Origin of the sequence: Ornithinibacillus contaminans, assembly GCF_001038425.2 — a bacterium.
Taxonomy (GTDB): domain Bacteria; phylum Bacillota; class Bacilli; order Bacillales; family Amphibacillaceae; genus Ornithinibacillus; species Ornithinibacillus contaminans.
In genome coordinates this window covers 1-19,190 of record NZ_LDPV02000038.1, presented here as the reverse complement: position 1 = coordinate 19,190, position 19,190 = coordinate 1, and the positions used below count along the sequence as shown (strand labels likewise).

The 19,190-nt window shown below is 40.0% G+C and carries 20 protein-coding genes, 1 rRNA gene and 2 other annotated features; all 21 genes read right to left on the bottom strand.

The genetic code is table 11. The annotated features are described in order from the left end of the window. Positions 1-18: 18 nt before the first annotated feature. The 21 genes from rplJ to rrf all read right to left on the bottom strand — a co-directional run bounded on the left by rplJ (position 19) and on the right by rrf (position 19,060). The gene (gene rplJ, locus JF53_RS10095) at positions 19-519 is read right to left on the bottom strand and encodes a 50S ribosomal protein L10 (protein WP_047981974.1); all 501 of its coding nucleotides are present in this window, start codon (positions 517-519) and stop codon (positions 19-21) included. A 44-nt stretch (positions 520-563) separates the two neighbouring features. Beyond that, positions 564-697 (bottom strand) — a sequence feature (ribosomal protein L10 leader region). A 72-nt stretch (positions 698-769) separates the two neighbouring features. After that, positions 770-1,462: a 50S ribosomal protein L1 gene (gene rplA, locus JF53_RS10090; protein ID WP_047981975.1), complete on the bottom strand. Its 693-nt coding sequence runs from the start codon at positions 1,460-1,462 to the stop codon at positions 770-772. Positions 1,463-1,725: 263 nt separating this feature from the next. Next, on the bottom strand, positions 1,726-2,151 hold the full coding sequence (gene rplK / locus JF53_RS10085) for a 50S ribosomal protein L11 (protein ID WP_010095790.1): 426 nt from the start codon (positions 2,149-2,151) through the stop codon (positions 1,726-1,728). A 164-nt stretch (positions 2,152-2,315) separates the two neighbouring features. Beyond that, a complete protein-coding gene (nusG, locus tag JF53_RS10080) occupies positions 2,316-2,849 on the bottom strand; it encodes a transcription termination/antitermination protein NusG (RefSeq protein ID WP_047981976.1) in 534 nt (177 codons plus the stop codon). Positions 2,850-3,092: 243 nt separating this feature from the next. Continuing rightward, on the bottom strand, positions 3,093-3,263 hold the full coding sequence (gene secE / locus JF53_RS10075) for a preprotein translocase subunit SecE (RefSeq protein ID WP_047981977.1): 171 nt from the start codon (positions 3,261-3,263) through the stop codon (positions 3,093-3,095). Between the two features lie 52 nt (positions 3,264-3,315). Beyond that, on the bottom strand, positions 3,316-3,465 hold the full coding sequence (gene rpmG / locus JF53_RS17260; protein ID WP_083443603.1) for a 50S ribosomal protein L33: 150 nt from the start codon (positions 3,463-3,465) through the stop codon (positions 3,316-3,318). A 67-nt stretch (positions 3,466-3,532) separates the two neighbouring features. Continuing rightward, complete coding sequence (sigH, locus tag JF53_RS10070; protein ID WP_047981978.1) at positions 3,533-4,183, bottom strand: RNA polymerase sporulation sigma factor SigH; 651 nt, start codon at positions 4,181-4,183, stop codon at positions 3,533-3,535. 239 nt (positions 4,184-4,422) lie between these two features. Beyond that, complete coding sequence (locus JF53_RS10065; protein ID WP_047981979.1) at positions 4,423-4,932, bottom strand: NYN domain-containing protein; 510 nt, start codon at positions 4,930-4,932, stop codon at positions 4,423-4,425. A gap of 3 nt (positions 4,933-4,935) precedes the next feature. Further along, entirely contained in the window at positions 4,936-5,679 is a 744-nt protein-coding gene (rlmB, locus tag JF53_RS10060) for a 23S rRNA (guanosine(2251)-2'-O)-methyltransferase RlmB (RefSeq protein ID WP_047981991.1), read from the bottom strand. 2 nt (positions 5,680-5,681) lie between these two features. Then, positions 5,682-6,080: a Mini-ribonuclease 3 gene (locus JF53_RS10055; RefSeq protein WP_047981992.1), complete on the bottom strand. Its 399-nt coding sequence runs from the start codon at positions 6,078-6,080 to the stop codon at positions 5,682-5,684. A 3-nt stretch (positions 6,081-6,083) separates the two neighbouring features. Then, complete coding sequence (gene cysS, locus JF53_RS10050; RefSeq protein ID WP_047981980.1) at positions 6,084-7,484, bottom strand: cysteine--tRNA ligase; 1,401 nt, start codon at positions 7,482-7,484, stop codon at positions 6,084-6,086. A gap of 3 nt (positions 7,485-7,487) precedes the next feature. Further along, positions 7,488-8,135, bottom strand: a complete 648-nt coding sequence (gene cysE, locus JF53_RS10045) for a serine O-acetyltransferase (protein WP_047981981.1) — start codon at positions 8,133-8,135, stop codon at positions 7,488-7,490. Between the two features lie 73 nt (positions 8,136-8,208). Further along, positions 8,209-8,435 (bottom strand) — a binding site (T-box leader). A 66-nt stretch (positions 8,436-8,501) separates the two neighbouring features. Next, positions 8,502-9,971 carry a glutamate--tRNA ligase gene (gltX, locus tag JF53_RS10035; protein ID WP_047981983.1) on the bottom strand — a complete coding sequence of 490 codons (1,470 nt, stop codon included), beginning with the start codon at positions 9,969-9,971 and terminating at the stop codon, positions 8,502-8,504. Between the two features lie 384 nt (positions 9,972-10,355). After that, positions 10,356-11,450 (bottom strand): PIN/TRAM domain-containing protein, encoded by a 1,095-nt coding sequence (locus JF53_RS10030; RefSeq protein ID WP_047981984.1) that lies wholly within the window; start codon positions 11,448-11,450, stop codon positions 10,356-10,358. A gap of 259 nt (positions 11,451-11,709) precedes the next feature. Further along, positions 11,710-13,086: a DNA repair protein RadA gene (gene radA, locus JF53_RS10025; protein ID WP_047981985.1), complete on the bottom strand. Its 1,377-nt coding sequence runs from the start codon at positions 13,084-13,086 to the stop codon at positions 11,710-11,712. Between the two features lie 210 nt (positions 13,087-13,296). Beyond that, positions 13,297-15,723 (bottom strand): ATP-dependent protease ATP-binding subunit ClpC, encoded by a 2,427-nt coding sequence (gene clpC / locus JF53_RS10020; protein WP_047981986.1) that lies wholly within the window; start codon positions 15,721-15,723, stop codon positions 13,297-13,299. 17 nt (positions 15,724-15,740) lie between these two features. Further along, positions 15,741-16,805, bottom strand: a complete 1,065-nt coding sequence (locus JF53_RS10015) for a protein arginine kinase (protein ID WP_047981987.1) — start codon at positions 16,803-16,805, stop codon at positions 15,741-15,743. Further along, on the bottom strand, positions 16,802-17,350 hold the full coding sequence (locus JF53_RS10010) for a UvrB/UvrC motif-containing protein (RefSeq protein WP_047981988.1): 549 nt from the start codon (positions 17,348-17,350) through the stop codon (positions 16,802-16,804). The genes JF53_RS10015 and JF53_RS10010 overlap by 4 nt, the downstream gene beginning before the upstream one ends. A gap of 41 nt (positions 17,351-17,391) precedes the next feature. Beyond that, positions 17,392-17,853, bottom strand: a complete 462-nt coding sequence (locus tag JF53_RS10005) for a CtsR family transcriptional regulator (RefSeq protein WP_047981989.1) — start codon at positions 17,851-17,853, stop codon at positions 17,392-17,394. 217 nt (positions 17,854-18,070) lie between these two features. Continuing rightward, positions 18,071-18,766 carry an MgtC/SapB family protein gene (locus JF53_RS10000; RefSeq protein ID WP_047981990.1) on the bottom strand — a complete coding sequence of 232 codons (696 nt, stop codon included), beginning with the start codon at positions 18,764-18,766 and terminating at the stop codon, positions 18,071-18,073. A 178-nt stretch (positions 18,767-18,944) separates the two neighbouring features. Continuing rightward, positions 18,945-19,060, bottom strand: a 5S ribosomal RNA gene (gene rrf / locus JF53_RS09995). Positions 19,061-19,190: the final 130 nt, after the last annotated feature.

The window sequence follows — 19,190 nt, the reverse complement described above, 5'->3', positions numbered from 1 at the left end:
AGTTGATTCAGTATCAACTTATGCGCCTTGTTCTTCTTTTTGTTCTGCAACTGCTTTTGTAACATAAGCAAAGTTGCGAATTGGTGCTTGTAGTACGCTGAGTAGCATAGAAAGCATACCTTCGTAGCTTGGTAGATCTGCAAGTTCCTTGATTTGATCAAGGCTAACGATTTTACCTTCTAGTACGCCACCTTTAATTTCTAATGCTTCGTGCTCTTTAGCAAATTTGCTAAGGATTTTAGCCGGAGCGATTACATCCTCTTTACTGAATGCAATAGCAGTAGGACCAACTAATGATGCGCTAAGTTCAGCTAGGTTAGCATCTTCAGCAGCACGGCGTGACATTGTGTTTTTGTACACTTTGAATTCAACACCTGCATCGCGAAGTTGTTTACGAAGATCTGTAACTTCAGCTACATCAAGACCACGGTAGTCAACTAAAACTGTTGATTGGCTTTCGCGGAATTTATCAGCGATTTCTTGTACTAGTTGTTGTTTCTTTTCCATTACTTTTGACATTGTTCCACCTCCCGTTAGTATCGTCCATTATACCGCTTAAGGCTTTAGTCATTAAGAAAGCCCCCATGTGACATGGAGGCTCATATAACAAATTTAAATGATTTGTTTTATAGGACACCTCGGCGGGATATTAAGCTTTATCAGCACCCACTGTCTACGGTACAACGTATTTAATTCATTTTATGAAGCCATGACTTTAAGTCAGGCACAATTCAGTATATCGAATCGGCCAGGAAAAGTCAATTACCAATTAACGGTAGTTTGAAACGTCGATTCTAATGCCAGGTCCCATTGTGGAAGTAAGCGCCACGTTACGCATGTAGATCCCTTTTGCTGCTTGTGGTTTGGCTTTCACGATTGTTTCAACAAGCGCTACAAAGTTTTCCGCAAGTTTTTGGTTATCAAATGAGATCTTACCAATTGGAACATGGATGTTAGATTGTTTATCGACACGATATTCAACCTTACCAGCTTTAATTTCTTTAATTGCTTTTTCTACTTCAAATGTTACTGTACCTGTTTTAGGGTTTGGCATTAAGCCTTTAGGTCCTAGAACACGTCCTAGTTTACCAACTTCAGCCATCATGTCAGGAGTCGCTACGATTACATCAAACTCGAACCAACCTTGGTTGATCTTGTTGATTAAATCTTGATCGCCAACATAATCTGCTCCAGCAGCTTCAGCTTCTTTTACTTTTTCACCTTTAGCAAATACTAGAACACGTTGTGTTTTACCAGTACCATGTGGTAATACAAAAGCACCACGGATTTGTTGGTCAGCTTTCTTAGGGTCAACTCCTAAACGGAAAGCAACTTCAACAGTTTCGTCGAACTTAGCTTTTGCTGTTTCTTTTAATAAAGCTACAGCTTCATTTATTTCATAAGTTTTAGAACGATCAACAAGCTTAGCTGCTTCTTGATATCTTTTACCTCTTTTAGCCATTATAAATTTCCTCCTCTATTGTGGTAATAACGGTAGTACCTCCCACTTATAAAAGCACACTTGGCTTTTATAAAGCTTGCGATACTAATTTGCCAACCCAGCAAATTAGTGAAGGTAATAAAGGCTTCGTTACGTAAACGACGCCTTCATTACCCACATGCAAATGAAGAAAGCGAACACTTACTTCTCTGCCATGAAAAAGGTTGCGCGAAACGGAAGACCATCACCGCAACCTTATATTTTAGTAACATTTAGAAAGGTTATTAGTCTTCAATAACGATTCCCATGCTACGTGCAGTTCCTTCAACCATGCGCATCGCTGCTTCTACGTCAGCGGCGTTTAAATCTGGCATTTTAGTTTCTGCAATTTCTCTTACTTTATCACGCTTCAAAGTCGCAACTTTGGTTTTATTAGGCTCTCCAGAACCTGATTCTAAGCCAGCTGCTTTCTTAAGTAATACAGCCGCAGGCGGAGTTTTCGTAATAAATGTAAATGAACGGTCTTCAAATACAGTGATTTCAACCGGAATAATTAAACCAGCTTGATCTTGCGTACGAGCATTAAATTCTTTACAGAATCCCATGATATTAACACCTGCTTGACCAAGTGCTGGTCCTACTGGTGGTGCTGGGTTAGCTTTACCAGCTGGAATTTGCAATTTTACTAATTTGATTACTTTTTTAGCCACGAGACACACCTCCTTAAAGTCCGTGATGTGGTAATTGGGGTCTCATGTTCCCCTCCCACTCATATTTCCTCATTACCCTACTTGAGGGCATGAATAACAAAAGAATTTTAGCATGTATTAACAAAAAATGCAAGGGGCATATCTGATTTTACGCTGAAAAATTCTTATAATTTTTGAATCTGCGAGAAATCTAATTCTACTGGTGTTTCTCTTCCGAACATATTTACATGTACTTTTACCTTCTGTTTATCGATATCAATATGCTCGATTGATCCAGTAAAGTTTGAGAACGGTCCATCGGTAACGCGAACATTTTCTTTTAGTTCGAAATCTATTTGAATAACAGTCTCTGCCATTCCCATACGTTTTAAGATTGTATCCACTTCGTCTGGTAATAATGGTGTTGGTTTCGTTCCACCACCACTTGATCCGATAAATCCTGTAACACCTGGTGTGTTTCGCACCACATACCAAGAATCATCTGTCATAATCATTTCAGCTAATACGTAGCCCGGGAATACCTTTTTCTTTAAGACTTTCTTTTTACCGTTCTTAATTTCTGTTTCTTCTTCCTCTGGAACAATGACACGAAAGATTTTATCTTCCATTCCCATTGTTTCTACACGCTTTTCTAAATTTGCTTTTACTTTATTTTCATACCCAGAATACGTATGAACAACAAACCAATTTTTCTCCATTTCTACAGGACAATAACGCTGCCCTTCCCTCCCTTTGTCGGTAATTTCATTTGTGAACAAGCTTAGAAAAACTCACATTTGCTAGTTCTAAAGAATTTGCGTTGTTTTTCTCAAACCTGCCGAGAAAAGATAGTATTCTTTCCTATCGCTAAAAAAATCGTATTAAAAAAACCCGTAAAATTGGCGGGTTTTTAAAACATGTCTCTATTCATTTTCATTATAGCATACTTACAGGAAATTTATTCAAAAAAATAAATTTAAGACTTCTGATAATCCAAAATCAATGAGTCCAAAGAACACAGCCATAAACACAACCGTTGAAATAACGACCACTGTATAGCTTGTCAATTCTTTACCTTTTGGCCAGCTAACTTTTTTCATTTCTCGAGATACATTTTTTAGAAACTTGAACATGCTTGTACCCTCCCCAAACTCAACTGAAGATGCGTATTCCACGCGTATAGATTTATTTTGTTTCGCGATGCAATGTATGCTGACCACATGTCTTGCAGTATTTACGCACTTCCATGCGCTCCGTTTGTGTGGATACATTTTTACTAGTGGTATAATTTCTACTAGAACAAATTGCACACGCTAATGTAATTTTTTTCGTCATTTTTCCACCTATTTTTAGGGTAATTCTCTTAATAATGTAGCACGCTTGTCCAACTGTGTCAACGTACCTACAAATTCACTTCATTCGTTTCCATCAATTGTTCCAATTTACGTTTTACACGCTGTAGTGCATTATCAACCGATTTCACATGTCTTCCTAGGTCTACTGAAATCTCTTGATACGTCCTTCCTTCTAAGTACAAATGAAGGACACCTTTTTCAAACTCACTTAATAATTCCGATAATTTTACTTCCATGTCCCCGAATTTTTCCTGGTTTACAAGCAATTCCTGCGGATCAATTGCTTTTGATCCTGCAATGACATCTAGTAAAGTTCGGTCTGATTCTTCGTCATAGATAGGCTTGTCCAATGATACATAAGAATTTAACGGAATATGCTTTTGCCTTGTGGCGGTTTTTATCGCTGTGATAATTTGCCTAGTAATACATAGTTCAGCAAATGCCTTAAAGGATGTTTGCTTCTCACCATCATAATCTCGGATTGCTTTATATAGGCCAATCATTCCTTCTTGAATAATATCCTCTTTGTCAGCACCGATTAGAAAATAGGTTCTAGCTTTTGCACGGACAAAATTCTTATATTTGTGGATAAGGTAATCCAATGCTTGGCCATCTTCTTGATGGATCAGTCGTATTATTTCGTCATCATCAAGCGTCAGTAATTTGTCTTTGTTTTCGATTAATTGCTTGATGTCCACCCGGAAAGCCCCCTTGACATTTATAGTCAATATTAAAAACATTATACAGTAAGCGCTTCGATAACTCAATAGCGTAAAAATTCTATACAAAATACTCGTAATGATTATCTTATCCGCTTCGGGAATAGACTTCGCTGATTTGGTTCGTTAGCATATTCATTATATGTCACCTCAACCTTGATGTTGGAGTTTGTATTTTCCTTTGCAACAAAAAGAGAAGGTGGAATATATTTGATAGACTATATATCCCCTCTTCTCCATTTTTCAAACGTTTCGAGTACATCTTTATCCAGTGGAATTTTGGATTTCGGTTTTGCTATTTCGTGTTCTATAACCCGGTGTTCAATTTCTCGCTGGAGATTCTCTAGTTCAATCGCTAGTTCTCTGGCGGATTTTCGTAGTGCACCTTGGCCAAAAATAATTCGTTGCTCTTCGTAGTCTGACGTGGCAACATAGACTTGTGTTTGGACGTTCTTCAACTTTTTAATAAGCCGTTCAATACACTCATCAGCAGTTTCTTTTTCTTTTGTGTAAATGATCTCCACTTTATATTGCTTCAGCTTGTTTTCGATTCCCCGTACATAATAGGCGTCGAATACGATGATGACGCGATAGCCAGAATACGCTTGGTATTCTGCCATCAATTCAATCAACCGGTCACGCGCCTGTCCCATATCGCGTTTCTTGAGCTGCTTTAGTTCTTCCCAATCACCGATAATATTATAGCCATCTACTACTACAACAATCATACGTTATTCACCAATTGGATACCTTTTTCGAAATACCTCATACAGCAATAAGCTACAAGCTACAGAGGCATTTAAGGAGGAGACTTCCCCCTTCATCGGAAGGCTTACAGTCCAATCACATTTGTCTCGGACTAGGCGGCTCATGCCTTTCCCTTCATTACCAATGACGACCGCTATCGGTAGTGTTCCGTCTAGTTTTCGGTAATCCTCCGTTGCTTCTGCTTCTGTCCCGACTACCCATACATTTCGCTGTTTTAGTTCATCAATGGTTGCCGCAATATTGGTCACACGGACGACCGGAATATGCTCCAATGCACCCGCGGCTGTTTTTGCCACTGTTGCTGTTAGCCCAACTGAGCGTCGCTTCGGAATGATAACCCCATGGGCACCCGTAGCGTCAGCTGTTCGTAAAATGGAGCCTAAATTATGCGGATCCTCCAGCTCGTCTAATATTATAAAAAATGGGTCCTCATCTCTTTCTCTTGCCCGTGCAAATAAATCATCCAACTCCGCATATTGATAAGAGGCAACATAGGCAACAACTCCCTGATGGTTACCATCTGTTAAATGATCTAGCTTTGTCTTCGGGACCTTTTGCACAATCGTACCGGCCGCTTTTCCAAGCTGCATGATTTTTGCTTGTACTGTTCCATTTAATTGCTCGGAAACAAATACCTTATTGACAGACCGTCCTGAGCGCAACGCTTCCATGACGGGATTTTTTCCAATAATTAATTCTTGATCCATTTTCATTGCTTCCTCCCTTCTAAAAATTGGATAGCCGCTTTTAATAATTGCTGTAATCGCGCTTCATTTTTGGACAAATAATGGTAGCCAATTAACGCTTCTAATGCCGTACTATAGCGATAGGTTTGTACACTTGTATTCTTCGGGACGGAACCAGACTTGGCATTCCTCCCGCGGGCAACTATACGCTCTTCCTCCGCTGACAAATAACCGTCCTCTAACCACTTCAACAATACTGTCGCTTGCGCTTTTGCCGAAACAAAGGTAATCGCCTCATTATGTAATTGATTCGGCTTCACGGCCCCTGTTTGAAGCAAATGCTCCCGGACATAAACCTCATAAATCGCATCGCCCATATAGGCGAGGGCTAGACTCTTCATTTGTTTCATATCTGTCTCCATCAACTAGCCCCTCTTCCAACGTACTCCTTGTGGTGTATCCTCTAATATAATCTGTTTTTCTTTTAAAAGATCACGAATCTCATCTGCTCGGCTGAAGTCCCGATTCTTGCGTGCTTCATTTCGCTCTGCAATCAGCGCTTCGATCTCTTCATCTAGTAAGGTTTCTTCGGTAAGAAGCGTAATACCAAGCACATCTAAAAACGTTGCAATCATTTCTTGGAAGGCTTGAATAACCACTGCCGACGTTTGATTCGAATTCAAGTACACATTCGCTTCCTTTGTTACATCAAATAAAACGGAAATAGCGTTTGCTGTATTAAAATCATCATCCATTTCCGCTTCAAAACTCGCGTTAAAGGCTGCCACTTTTTTCAGCCATTCGTCCGTATTTTGCGCCAGGTTTGTACTAGATGCCTTACGATGCTCAAGATTCTGATACGCTGTTTTAACACGCTCGAAGCCATTTTTAGCCGCTTCCAATAATGCCTCGGAAAAATTAATCGGATGACGATAATGCACACTCAGCATGAAGAAACGAATGATATTGGGGTCATGTTCCTTTAGCAAATCCCGCGTTAACACAAAATTACCAAGTGATTTTGACATTTTTTCATTATTAATATTAATATACCCATTATGCATCCAATAGTTTGCAAATGTCTTGCCATTATTTGCTTCTGATTGGGCTATTTCGTTTTCGTGATGTGGGAAGGTTAGATCCTGTCCTCCCGCATGAATATCAATTGTCTCGCCAAGGTACTTCTTCGCCATGGCTGAGCACTCAATATGCCAGCCTGGGCGTCCCTTGCCCCACGGAGAATCCCATGCAATCTCTCCTTCTTTAGCACCTTTCCACAAAGCAAAATCTAACGGATCATCTTTTTTCTCACCAATTTGGATACGGGCTCCAGAGCGCAATTCGTCGATTGACTGATGGGACAACTTGCCATATTCTGCAAAAGCTCTCGGTTTAAAATAAACATCGCCATCTGCTGCGTAGGCGTAGTCTTTTTCGACTAAGCTTTCTATAAAGGCAATAATATCCTCCATCGTGTCCGTAACCCTTGGATTATAGGTTGCCTTTTTTACACCAAGTGTCTTTACGTCTTCTAAATAAGCATCGATAAACCGATTGGATACCGCAAAGACATCTTCCCCTAGCTCATTGGCCGTCTTAATAATCTTGTCATCCACATCGGTAAAGTTTAGCACGTAATCGACCTGATATCCCTTATATTCGAGGTACCTGCGCACCGTATCAAACACGATAGCTGGTCTGGCATTACCAATATGAATATAGTTATAAACGGTTGGTCCACATACATACATACGAACCTTTCCAGCTTCTATTGGTGTAAATTCTTGTTTATCCCTAGTCAGTGTATTATAAATTGTGATGGCCATTTGCTACATCCCTTCCTTCAACTTAACGATTTCTGCTGCTAACCGATCAATCTCCGCCTGTAATTCAGCACAACGGTCTGCTACTGGATCTGGCAGTTTATGATGATCTAAATCCTTGTGTACCTTTTCACCATTTTGTACCACAACTCTTCCCGGGATACCTACCACTGTAGAACAGTCTGGCACATCCTTTAAGACAACTGAGCCCGCACCAATCTTAGCACCTTCTCCAATCGTAATTGAGCCAAGCACTTTGGCACCAGAAGCAATTAAAGCATTATCCTTTACTGTCGGATGGCGCTTTCCTTTTTCTTTTCCTGTACCACCTAGCGTAACACCTTGGAAGATGGTAACATTATTACCAATTTCACATGTCTCGCCAATGACTACTCCCATGCCATGGTCAATGAATAATCGTCTACCGATGGTTGCACCAGGATGAATCTCGATGCCCGTGAAGAACCGACTGATTTGTGAAATGCAACGTGCAATGAAAAATAACTTTCGTTTATATAAAGCATGTGCTACCCGATGTGACCACAATGCATGTAAGCCAGAATAGGTTAAAAATACTTCCAGATAGGTTCTAGCGGCTGGATCCTGCTCAAACACCACATCCATATCTTCCTTCATTCGCTTAAATAGCCCCATAAACATCCCCCATTCTAAAAAAAGATGCACTCCCATGTTTCCACCATAATAAAAAACGCCCCTGTGCATGATACACAGAGACGCTTCTTGCGCGGTTCCACTCTGTTTGAGCATGATGATTTTCATCATCATACCCCAACTTATGCTCTAATAACGGCAGAGTGCCGCCGTTATGTACTAAGGTTTCCATAACGGACTCCAAGGGGCACTTCATAGTCCATGATTAAAATCACTCCCAGCCAAGGTGATTTTCTCTGTGTAACCAACGAGACTACTACTTTCCCTTTTCAACGTTCTTTATTTACTGTACTAATACTATATTATATTTCCGTTCAAATGTGAACTAGATTAGCTTTTACACAAACTTTATGCACCGAGTTTTCTTAATAAGTCATCTAAGCGAGCCAAAATTACTTCTTTCCCAAGTAGCTCAATCGATAATGGAAGCTCTGGACCGTGTGTTTGACCAGTAGTCGCTACACGAATTGGCATGAATAACTTCTTACCGCGATGTCCCGTTTCTTTTTGGGTTGCTTTGATTTGATCTTTAATCGCATCTTGCGTAAAGTCATCTAAATGAATTAATTTATCGGTAAATACTTGTAACACTTCTGGTACTTGTTCTTCCGCTAATACTTCATTCGCTGCTTCATCATAATTGACTTCCTTTTGGAAGAACATTTCAGAAACCTCAACAATTTCTTGGCCATATCGTAACTGCTCATGGTATAGCCCAATAACTCTTTCTGCCCATGCTCTTGTTGCAGCATCCATATCCGCCGGTAGACGTCCCGCTTCAATTAAATGTGGCATTGCAAGCTCAATAACCTTCTCTAAGCTAGATGCTTTAATGTATTCATTGTTCATCCACTTAAGCTTTTGCACATCAAATATTGCCGCCGACGTAGACAAACGCGCTGGGTCAAAGATCTTAATGAGTGTCTCTTGATCAAAGATCTCTTCCTCGCCAACTGGAGACCATCCAAGCAAGGCAATAAAGTTAAATAATGCTTCTGGTAAATACCCAAGGTCATGATATTGCTCAATAAATTGCAGGATATGCTGGTCACGTTTACTTAGCTTTTTACGATTCTCGTTTAAAATTAACGTCATATGACCAAATGCTGGAGCTTCCCATCCGAACGCTTGGTATACCATTAGCTGCTTCGGTGTGTTGGAAATATGCTCTTCCCCGCGTAGCACATGCGTAATACGCATTAAATGATCATCAATTGCTACGGCAAAGTTATAGGTTGGAACACCATTCTTCTTCACCATTACCCAGTCACCAATATCACTGGATTCAAATTTAATTTCATCACGTACGATGTCAGTAAATGTATAGGTCACATTGTCTGGCACACGGAAACGGATACTTGGCTTACGTCCTTCCGCTTCAAATGCAGCCATCTGCTCCGGTGTAAGGTCACGATGCTTCCCACCGTATTTAGGTGCTTGATTGTTGGCGATTTGCTCTTCGCGTTCTTGTTCTAATTCTTCTTCTGTCATATAACATTTGTAAGCTAGTCCCTTTTCAAGCAACTCATTTACGTATTTGTTGTAAATATCTAAGCGCTCCATTTGACGATACGGGCCATAGTTGCCACCAACATCAGCACCCTCATCCCATTCTACGCCTAGCCATTTTAGGAATTTAAGCTGGCTTTCTTCGCCACCTTCAACATTTCGTTTATCATCTGTATCTTCAATACGAATGATGAACTTTCCATCAAAGTGTTTTGCATATAAATAGTTAAATAAAGCTGTACGTGCATTCCCGATGTGCAGGTGTCCTGTTGGGCTTGGTGCATAACGTACTCGTACTTCGTTTGTCATAATCTGACCTCTTCCTTTCGTACAAACTCTCGTGTAATTTATGTATCGTATTGAACTTAATATAGCTGGAACATTTTGGCTAAAAAACGAATTATCCTAAATATACAATTAGTGCACTTAACCCGCTCCGGAAATATACTTCGCTTTCCGCGGGGGGGCTGGTGAGCCTCCTCCCGCAGGAGTCTACGTATATTTCCTACGCTGAATCAGCGCTTTAATTACTTTTAGTTATTTGTCTTCGTTATGTCCTGCCTAGTCTATCCTTCATTCAATACCATATTATGTTTTTAAATCAGGTGAAACAATTACTGTTTCTTCTGCTAATAAAAAGTGATAACATCATATGTTATCACTTTTTATATACCACTTTAAGTTATACTCTTTTTACAGTGCTTTTTCAAGTAATTTTGGTTTGGCGAAAATCATGCGGCCTGCGGATGTTTGTAAGACACTTGTGATAAGCACTTCAATTGTTTTACCGATATAATTTCTGCCTTCTTCCACAACAATCATCGTACCATCATCAAGATAGGCGATTCCTTGATTTTGCTCTTTACCATCCTTGATTACTTGCACCATTAATTCTTCACCAGGTAACACAACTGGCTTCACGGCATTAGCAAGGTCATTTATATTTAAGACCCGCACACCTTGTAAATCACATACTTTATTTAAATTAAAATCGTTCGTTACCACGATACCATCAATTACTTTTGCCAATTTAATCAATTTGCTATCTACTTCTTGAATATCCTCGAAGTCACCTTCATAGATTTCTACTTTAATAGGCAATTCCTTTTGGATGCGATTCAAAACATCCAGACCTCTGCGGCCACGATTACGTTTTAACACATCAGAGGAATCAGCAATATGCTGCAGCTCACCTAACACGAATTGCGGGATAATAATTGTGCCCTCTAAGAAGTTGGTTTGACAAATATCTGCCACTCGACCATCAATAATAACACTAGTATCTAGTATCTTAGCTCTTGGTTGATTTGTCTCTAGGTTCTCAGCATCCGCTGGTCCACGTTTTTTATCCTTACGATTGATCGTGAAAAGGTTTAATAACTCATCACGTCTTCTGAAACCAACCTGAAAACCAAAATATCCTAGTAAAATAGTGACAAATAACGGGATTACTTTTGAGACGAATTCAATATTGATTTCCTGTAGTGGGATATTCATTAAATAAGCTAATACAAGACCAATAATTAATCCCAAGCTACCGAACAGTAAATCACCAATCGGAATTTTAACAAGTCCTTCTTCAATCCATCTTAAGAAATCAACAATATAACCAGCAACCCAATAGGAAAGAACAAAAAATATAATTGCACCTAATGCTGCTCCTAAAAATGGTGAATCTACCCAAGCAATATCCGTAAAATCTAAAAGCCTAATAATGTATGGTATATATAAATACCCAATGGTTCCACCTGAAATGATAAAAAATAAATGTACTATCTTTTTCAGCACCACCGTCACCTCCTACCCATTATTATTGCCTATTAACTTGAAAAAATAACCATTTTATTTTGAAATCTATTGTTCCCCAATATGACGGGTGAACACATGTAATGACCTAATGCAGAATCGTCTGCAAAATAAGGATAGTACCCCACCATCATAGCATAGCTTCACCAAACAATCAAATTGGTAAAATATTAAATTTTATCATAGAGAAATTTCAATGTCAATCAAATTTCGACAAATTTCTATCATTTTTTCGTTTCTACTATCTCGTCACACTTAGTTGTAGTGCTTCTTGAACTGTTTTGACCCCAATCACTTGAATATCTTTTGGAACCGTCCAGCCATCCAGATTGTTTTGTGGACAGATTACCCGTTTGAAGCCTAGTTTAGCCGCTTCCTGCACCCGCTGCTCAATCCGTGAGACACGTCTAATTTCACCCGTTAAACCAACCTCTCCAATGAAAATATCATCTGGCCTCGTTGGAATATCTCGAAAACTAGAAGTGATACTAACAGCAATCGCTAAATCAATTGCTGGCTCGTCCAGCTTTACACCGCCAGCTACCTTAATATAGGCATCTTGGTTTTGCAACATTAACCCTACTCGTTTTTCCAATACAGCCATCAATAATGGGACACGGTTATGGTCAATACCAGTTGCCATTCTTCGTGGGTTTCCAAAGCTCGACGGAGAAATAAGCGCTTGAATTTCCACGAGTACTGGTCTTGTTCCTTCCATGGAAGCAACTACTGTAGATCCAGCTGTCCCTTGAGAGCGTTCCTCTAAAAATATTTCGGAAGGGTTCAGTACCTCACGCAGGCCTTCTTCCTTCATTTCAAATATACCCATTTCATTCGTACTTCCAAACCGGTTTTTCACACCTCGTAAAATCCGGTATGTATGATGTCGCTCTCCTTCAAAATACAGGACGGCATCTACCATATGCTCGAGTAGCCTAGGTCCAGCGATGGCGCCTTCTTTTGTCACGTGGCCAACAATGAATATTGGAATACCGGTTGTTTTGGCAATCCGCATTAATTCACTCGTACATTCTCGCACTTGCGAGACACTCCCTGGTGCGCTTGTAACCTCTTCTCGGTAGATCGTTTGTATCGAATCAATTACCACAAGCGAAGGAGATACTTGTTCAATATGGTTGGCAATGTCCAACAGATTCGTTTCGGATAGAACATAAAGTAATTCCGAATTAATTCCGAGACGATCAGCTCTGAGCTTTGTTTGTCTCGTCGATTCCTCACCGGAGATATACAAAACTGGTAGTTCCTTTTCTGCTAGTTGCGCAGATACTTGTAGTAGTAGGGTTGATTTCCCAATACCAGGATCCCCACCGATTAACACGAGTGATCCAGCTACTATCCCGCCACCTAACACACGGTTTAACTCTGTTAATTTCGTCGTGATTCGTGGTTCTTGCTGGGATTGAATCGCAGTTATCTTTTCAGGCTTACTACCTGTTTTAGCAACACCACTAAATGTCGTATGTCTGTTTGGTTTCCCTACGATTTCTAATTCTTCTACTAATGTATTCCATTTATTACAGCCAGGACATTTTCCCATCCATTTTGCTGATTCATAGCCACAATCGCCACAGACGAATTTTGTCTTTCGTTTCGCCACGCTTACTTCAACCCTTTCGCTTACTTCTATTATATACGGTTCATGGTTATTAAAGGTTACAGATATCTATCAATTTGATGATAATATCCCTTTGTTTTGCCACATTTATAGTTCTCTTTCATTGTAGCATCGTATCATAGTTTTGTTTATGTTAAAAAAACTAGAAGGAGGATTTCCTTCTAGTTTTAATAGACTATAATTGGTTTTTAGTTATGGCAAAATGATAAATTCACCTTTGTTGTTTAAGCCGATTTTAACTTTTTGCCCAATATTGATGGTGCCTTTTAATAATTCCTCGGATAATAGATCTTCTATATTTTTTTGAATCGATCGACGTAATGGACGGGCACCATATTCTGGATCAAATCCCTCGTTCGCAATCTTTTCAACCGCTTTATCCGTAAGTGTGAAATCAATGTTCTGCTCTAGTAAACGTTTCTGAACATCTTTAATCATTAAGGTTACGATGCTCTTCATATGTTTCTTCTCTAATGAGTGGAAGACAATCGTTTCATCGATACGATTTAAAAACTCAGGACGGAATGCTTTTTTCAATTCATCCATTACTTTCGATTTCATATCGTTATAATCTTTGTTTTCCTCTTCTAAATTGAAGCCAACGAATTTATTACGCTTCAACTCGCTTGCACCAACATTTGAAGTCATGATGAGCACAGTATTTCGAAAATCAACAACGCGACCTTTGGAATCGGTTAGGCGCCCGTCTTCTAATACTTGTAATAAAATATTGAATACTTCTGGATGGGCTTTCTCTACTTCATCTAGTAGAACTACCGAATATGGTTTACGACGCACCTTCTCTGTTAATTGACCGCCTTCTTCATAGCCTACATACCCTGGAGGCGATCCAACTAAACGAGAGGTCGAGTGCTTCTCCATATACTCTGACATATCTATACGAATCATTGCATCCTCATCCGCGAACATCGCCTCTGCAAGCGCACGTGCAAGTTCCGTTTTACCAACACCTGTAGGTCCTAAGAAAATAAACGAACCAATCGGACGCTTCGGATCTTTTAAACCAGCACGTGCCCGGCGAATTGCTTTGGCAATAGCTTTTACAGCTTCTTCTTGGCCAATAACGCGACTGTGTAGGACTTCTTCTAGATTTAGCAGGCGATCACTCTCATCCTTTGTCAATTTCGAAACTGGAACACCAGTCCAAGTAGAGACAATACTTGCGATATCCTCTACGGTTACTTGTGAATCCTCTTGGCCTTGCTTTTCCTTCCACTCATCCTTCGTGGTTTCGAGCTGTTCACGCAAGCGTTGTTCGGTATCACGTAAGGAAGCAGCCTTTTCGAATTCCTGGCTCTGCACAGCAGCATCCTTTTCCTTCCGAACTTCTTCTAATTTCTGCTCTAAATCTTTAAGATTTGGTGGAACCGTATACGAGCGTAAGCGAACCTTCGAACCCGCCTCATCTATTAAATCAATGGCTTTATCTGGTAAAAATCGATCGGTTATATAACGATCTGATAATTTGGCAGCCGCTTCAATCGCTTCATCAGTGATTGTCACACGGTGATGTGCTTCATAACGATCACGTAGCCCTTTTAAAATTTGAATCGTTTCGTCTAATGTCGGCTCATCAACTTGAATCGGCTGGAAGCGTCGCTCTAGCGCTGCATCCTTTTCAATATATTTCCGATACTCCTCTAAGGTCGTTGCACCAATACATTGCAGCTCGCCACGTGCTAACGATGGTTTTAAAATATTCGATGCATCTATCGCGCCTTCCGCACCACCTGCACCAATTAACGTATGCAATTCATCAATAAATAAGATGATATTACCCGCTTGGCGAATTTCTTCCATTACTTTCTTCAGACGGTCTTCGAATTCTCCGCGATATTTCGTACCCGCAACAACAGTTCCCATATCCAGTGTCATGACACGCTTGTCACGTAATGTTTCTGGAACCTCGTTTTGTATAATTTGTTGTGCTAGTCCTTCAGCTACTGCCGTTTTCCCGACACCAGGTTCTCCGATTAATACAGGGTTATTTTTCGTGCGGCGACTAAGCACTTGAATCACACGCTCAATTTCCTTACTTCTACCAATAACCGGGTCAATATTGCCTTCCTTTGCACTCGCTGTTAAATCACGCGCCAATGAATCCAATGTTGGTGTATTGGCACTAGAAGCCTGACCACGGCCTTGTCTGCCAGCTTGTGACTCATTGCTTCCTAATAGCTGTAAAACCTGCTGTCTCGCTTTATTTAAACTCACACCGAGGTTGTTTAATACTCGTGCCGCAACACCTTCCCCTTCTCGAATGAGACCCAATAAAATATGCTCTGTTCCGACATACGAATGGCCTAATTTTCTCGCCTCATCCTGGGAAAGTTCGACAACCTTCTTCGCTCGTGGTGTATAGTGGATCGTTTGCATTGGTTGTTTTCCAGTACCAATTAGCTTCTCCACTTCATCTTGAATCTTCGCCACTTCAAGCCCAAGTGATTCTAATGCTTTTGCAGCGATTCCTTCCCCTTCTCGGACTAATCCAAGTAGTATATGCTCCGTTCCAATATTATTATGGCCAAGACGCACAGCTTCCTCTTGGGATAACGCTAATACCTTTTGTGCTCTCTCAGTAAACCGTCCAAACATCATGTGGCATTTCCTCCTACCTATTCCTGAAATTGTAATCGTTCTCGGATTAAGGACGCTCTTAGGACGTCCCGTTCACCCGCTGATAGCGTCTTTTTTGCGTAATGCTGTAAAAAGCCGGGCTGTGTTAAAACCATTAGTTCATTAAGTATATTACGAGATACATTTTTAATGATTCCTAAATCAATCCCTAACCGGACATTCGATATGCATCTTGCTGCTTCCTTTGTCTCGATGATTCTACTATTTTCGAGTACACCTAAGGAACGAAAAATCCGATCCTCTAGTTCAATGCCCTTTTGCTCCTGAATGCGTGTTCTTGCTTTTCGCTCGTGTTCAATTAGCTGTTGGACCACACTCTCCAAATCCTCAATGATATGCTCTTCTGTCTTGCCAAGGGTGATTTGATTGGAAATTTGAAATAGATTTCCTAATGCTTCACTGCCTTCTCCATAAATCCCCCGTACAACAAGTCCTAATTGATTGATCGCAGGCATCATCCGGTTAATTTGCTTGGTCATCGCTAATGCCGGCAGATGCATCATTACCGAGGCGCGCATACCAGTTCCAACATTGGTCGGACAACTCGTTAAAAAACCTCTCGTTTCATCAAATGCATAATTAACCTTTTCCTCTAACCAATCATCAAACTCTAACGCCTTGTTTAACGCTCTTGTCAACTGCAGGCCAGGAAAATACAACTGAATCCGTATATGATCCTCTTCGTTTATCATGACAGACACCTGTTCATTCGAAGAAATCATCGCCGCAGCAGCATCCTCTTTCTTCGCTAATAGCGGACTGATTAAATGCTTTTCGACTAAAACACTTTTCTCAATCGGTGACAAATCTCGGATGGAAACAAATTCAAAATTTTTATAATCCTGAAATGAACGATGCTCATATTCCTTCTCGAAAAATTTTCGGATTTGTTCTAAATCTGAACCGTCAGCAATAATAGGAAATGGCATATCCGCAAAATTTCGCGCTAAGCGAATTCGACTGCTAAGGACAATATCATTATCTGGACCGTCTTCACGCATCCACGGGCTGATTGCCTCATTCATGAAATTCTGCAGTGTCATCCCTCATCACCTGCTTTTGTACGATTAATTGTATTCTCTAGCTCCTTAATTTTATCCCTGACAATAGCAGCTTGTTCAAACTCCTCGTTCGCAATTAATTCCAGTAAATCAGCCTTATATGATCCAAGCTGCTTTTTCAAATGCAAGGATCCACCTTTTCGCTTCGGAATCTTGCCAAGATGCTCCGTATTTCCACTATGAACCCTCCGAAAAATTGGATTTAAGCTAGAAGAGAAGGTATGGTAACACTCTCCACAACCAAACTTTCCAATTCGCTTAAACTCGGAAAAAGTTAATCCACATTTCGCACATCTAAGCTCTTTTTCCGTTTTAGCCTGTGTTCCATGCTGATTCGTCATTTGATTCGAATCAAAATTAAATAAGCCAGTTAATAAATTATGGAGCGAATAGCCCTCTTCAGGATATGTTAAATATCCCTTTTCCTTTGCACACACTTCACAAAGCTGTATTTCTGTTTTATGGCCATTAATAACTTGGGTATAATGCAGGGTCGCTGGCCGTTGATGACATTCTTGACACTCCATTGTTGTTCCCCCTTATTTCCATACTAAAACCAAAAAATTTCTTATAAATACTTTAATGTTGTCAGCATGGCTGTTAGAATTCGTGCTCTAACCTCATCACGTAATGGCAATTGAAAGGCTAATGTATTACGCCCGATTCCACTCGCCATAATCTTTGCTTCTCTTTCGGTAATAATCTCTTCCTCAACCAATCTTTCTAGCACATCAATCGCAGCCTGCTGTGTGACAGTCGGGTTAATAAGACGGATAATATCATCCAATAACTCTGATTTATCCTGATGCTGAATACGAATAATCCGAATATAGCCGCCACCACCACGTTTACTTTCCACAATATAACCCTTTTCCATCGTAAACCGCGTATTAATCACATAATTAATCTGTGATGGAACACATTGAAACCGATCAGCAATCTCACTGCGTTTAATTTCAATCGCATCCTGTCCCTTTGTCTGTAGCACTGTTTTCAAATATTGTTCAATGATGTCTGAAATATTGCTCATATGATAACCTCCCCTTGTTCAAGAGCGATCCAATTCATGCTATTCATCCTTTTGACTTTGACTATCTTTGACTATATTTTTATTATACTTCAATTTTTAACAGATGCAACTATCTTACCCTTTCTATTTTAGACAAAATACTTGGAATCAAAACCTTCGAACCCTCGAGCAAACAAAAAACCGCACGTTACTGAAGTGCGGTTTTTTGGTAATTTTCCTATCGTTCTGATACCCCTTTAATGGTATCAATATGGGATAGCTTTTCCATTAGCTTTATTCGATTCAGTTCTTTATTTGGCTCAAACTTAATAAAAATACTTCGCAAGCCATTTTCCACCTTGATTACTTCTACTTGCTTAATTTTCAACTGTTCTGCTTCAATAACGGAAACAACCTCTGCTATCGCAACCTGTGCATGTGCAACAATTTCAATCACAATAGAACGTTTTCCTTTTTGAAAAAGTTTTTCAAAGTTATTCAAGAAGACTAGACTTAAAAGAATAACGAACGTTGTAAAAACCGCAACAGCATACATTCCAGCACCTACCACTAAACCAAGTCCAGCAACTGTCCATATCGATGCTGCCGTTGTTAATCCTCTAATGGTTCCACCATATACCATAATCGTCCCCGCACCCAAGAAACCAATCCCACTAATTACATATGAAGGAATTCGAGCGGGATCAAATTGAACATTATCATAGGCAGCTATAAATGCTTCAAAACCAAATAAGGATAGCACCATCATTAAGCACGATCCCACACCAACTAAGATATGAGTACGGAATCCTGCTGAGTGATTTTTCAATTCACGTTCAAATCCAATTAGCCCAGATAAAACTAGCGCAATCAACACGCGGACAACAATTAGAAGAAAGTTTTCACCAATAAAATTTTCCATAAATGCAGCCATTCAAAAAACCTCCTTCTTTTACTCTATTATCAGTTTAGTATTTTTGGATGTAAATATGAGTATTGGATTATTTTTTATGGTTATTCAATGAGAGATTAGTTCATGTCTTTATACAGTTTTTCCCTAGACCACAAAAAAAGCCAAGATGCGATTTTTCGCAACTTGACTTTTAATTTTCGCCTGGCGGCGTCCTACTCTCACAGGGGCAATGCCCCAACTACCATCGGCGCTGAGAAGCTTAACTTCTGTGTTCGGTATGGGAACAGGTGTGACCTTCTCGCCATCGCTACCAGACAATCTCGTAAAATCGAGACAAGATATATTATATGCATTTCTTCTCTGAAATGCAAGGGTTTTTTAAAACTTATACCCTGAAAACTAAATAAGCAAAACAACGAATCAAGAGATGTTAGTTAAGTCCTCG

What these genes read in the sequence shown, in the direction of transcription:
- JF53_RS10015 (WP_047981987.1), bottom strand. Translation starts at nt 16,805, where the DNA reads ATGACACTGCAGAATTTCATGAATGAGGCAATCAGCCCGTGGATGCGT.
- JF53_RS10055 (WP_047981992.1), bottom strand. Translation starts at nt 6,080, where the DNA reads ATGGAGACAGATATGAAACAAATGAAGAGTCTAGCCCTCGCCTATATG.
- rplA (WP_047981975.1), bottom strand. Translation starts at nt 1,462, where the DNA reads ATGGCTAAAAGAGGTAAAAGATATCAAGAAGCAGCTAAGCTTGTTGAT.
- gltX (WP_047981983.1), bottom strand. Translation starts at nt 9,971, where the DNA reads ATGACAAACGAAGTACGAGTACGTTATGCACCAAGCCCAACAGGACAC.
- clpC (WP_047981986.1), bottom strand. Translation starts at nt 15,723, where the DNA reads ATGATGTTTGGACGGTTTACTGAGAGAGCACAAAAGGTATTAGCGTTA.
- JF53_RS10010 (WP_047981988.1), bottom strand. Translation starts at nt 17,350, where the DNA reads ATGGAGTGTCAAGAATGTCATCAACGGCCAGCGACCCTGCATTATACC.
- rplJ (WP_047981974.1), bottom strand. Translation starts at nt 519, where the DNA reads ATGTCAAAAGTAATGGAAAAGAAACAACAACTAGTACAAGAAATCGCT.
- rlmB (WP_047981991.1), bottom strand. Translation starts at nt 5,679, where the DNA reads ATGGATCAAGAATTAATTATTGGAAAAAATCCCGTCATGGAAGCGTTG.
- secE (WP_047981977.1), bottom strand. Translation starts at nt 3,263, where the DNA reads ATGTTCAAGTTTCTAAAAAATGTATCTCGAGAAATGAAAAAAGTTAGC.
- cysS (WP_047981980.1), bottom strand. Translation starts at nt 7,484, where the DNA reads ATGGCCATCACAATTTATAATACACTGACTAGGGATAAACAAGAATTT.
- rpmG (WP_083443603.1), bottom strand. Translation starts at nt 3,465, where the DNA reads ATGACGAAAAAAATTACATTAGCGTGTGCAATTTGTTCTAGTAGAAAT.
- nusG (WP_047981976.1), bottom strand. Translation starts at nt 2,849, where the DNA reads ATGGAGAAAAATTGGTTTGTTGTTCATACGTATTCTGGGTATGAAAAT.
- cysE (WP_047981981.1), bottom strand. Translation starts at nt 8,135, where the DNA reads ATGGGGCTATTTAAGCGAATGAAGGAAGATATGGATGTGGTGTTTGAG.
- JF53_RS10005 (WP_047981989.1), bottom strand. Translation starts at nt 17,853, where the DNA reads ATGAGCAATATTTCAGACATCATTGAACAATATTTGAAAACAGTGCTA.
- JF53_RS10065 (WP_047981979.1), bottom strand. Translation starts at nt 4,932, where the DNA reads ATGATTGTTGTAGTAGTAGATGGCTATAATATTATCGGTGATTGGGAA.
- JF53_RS10000 (WP_047981990.1), bottom strand. Translation starts at nt 18,766, where the DNA reads ATGGCTGCATTTATGGAAAATTTTATTGGTGAAAACTTTCTTCTAATT.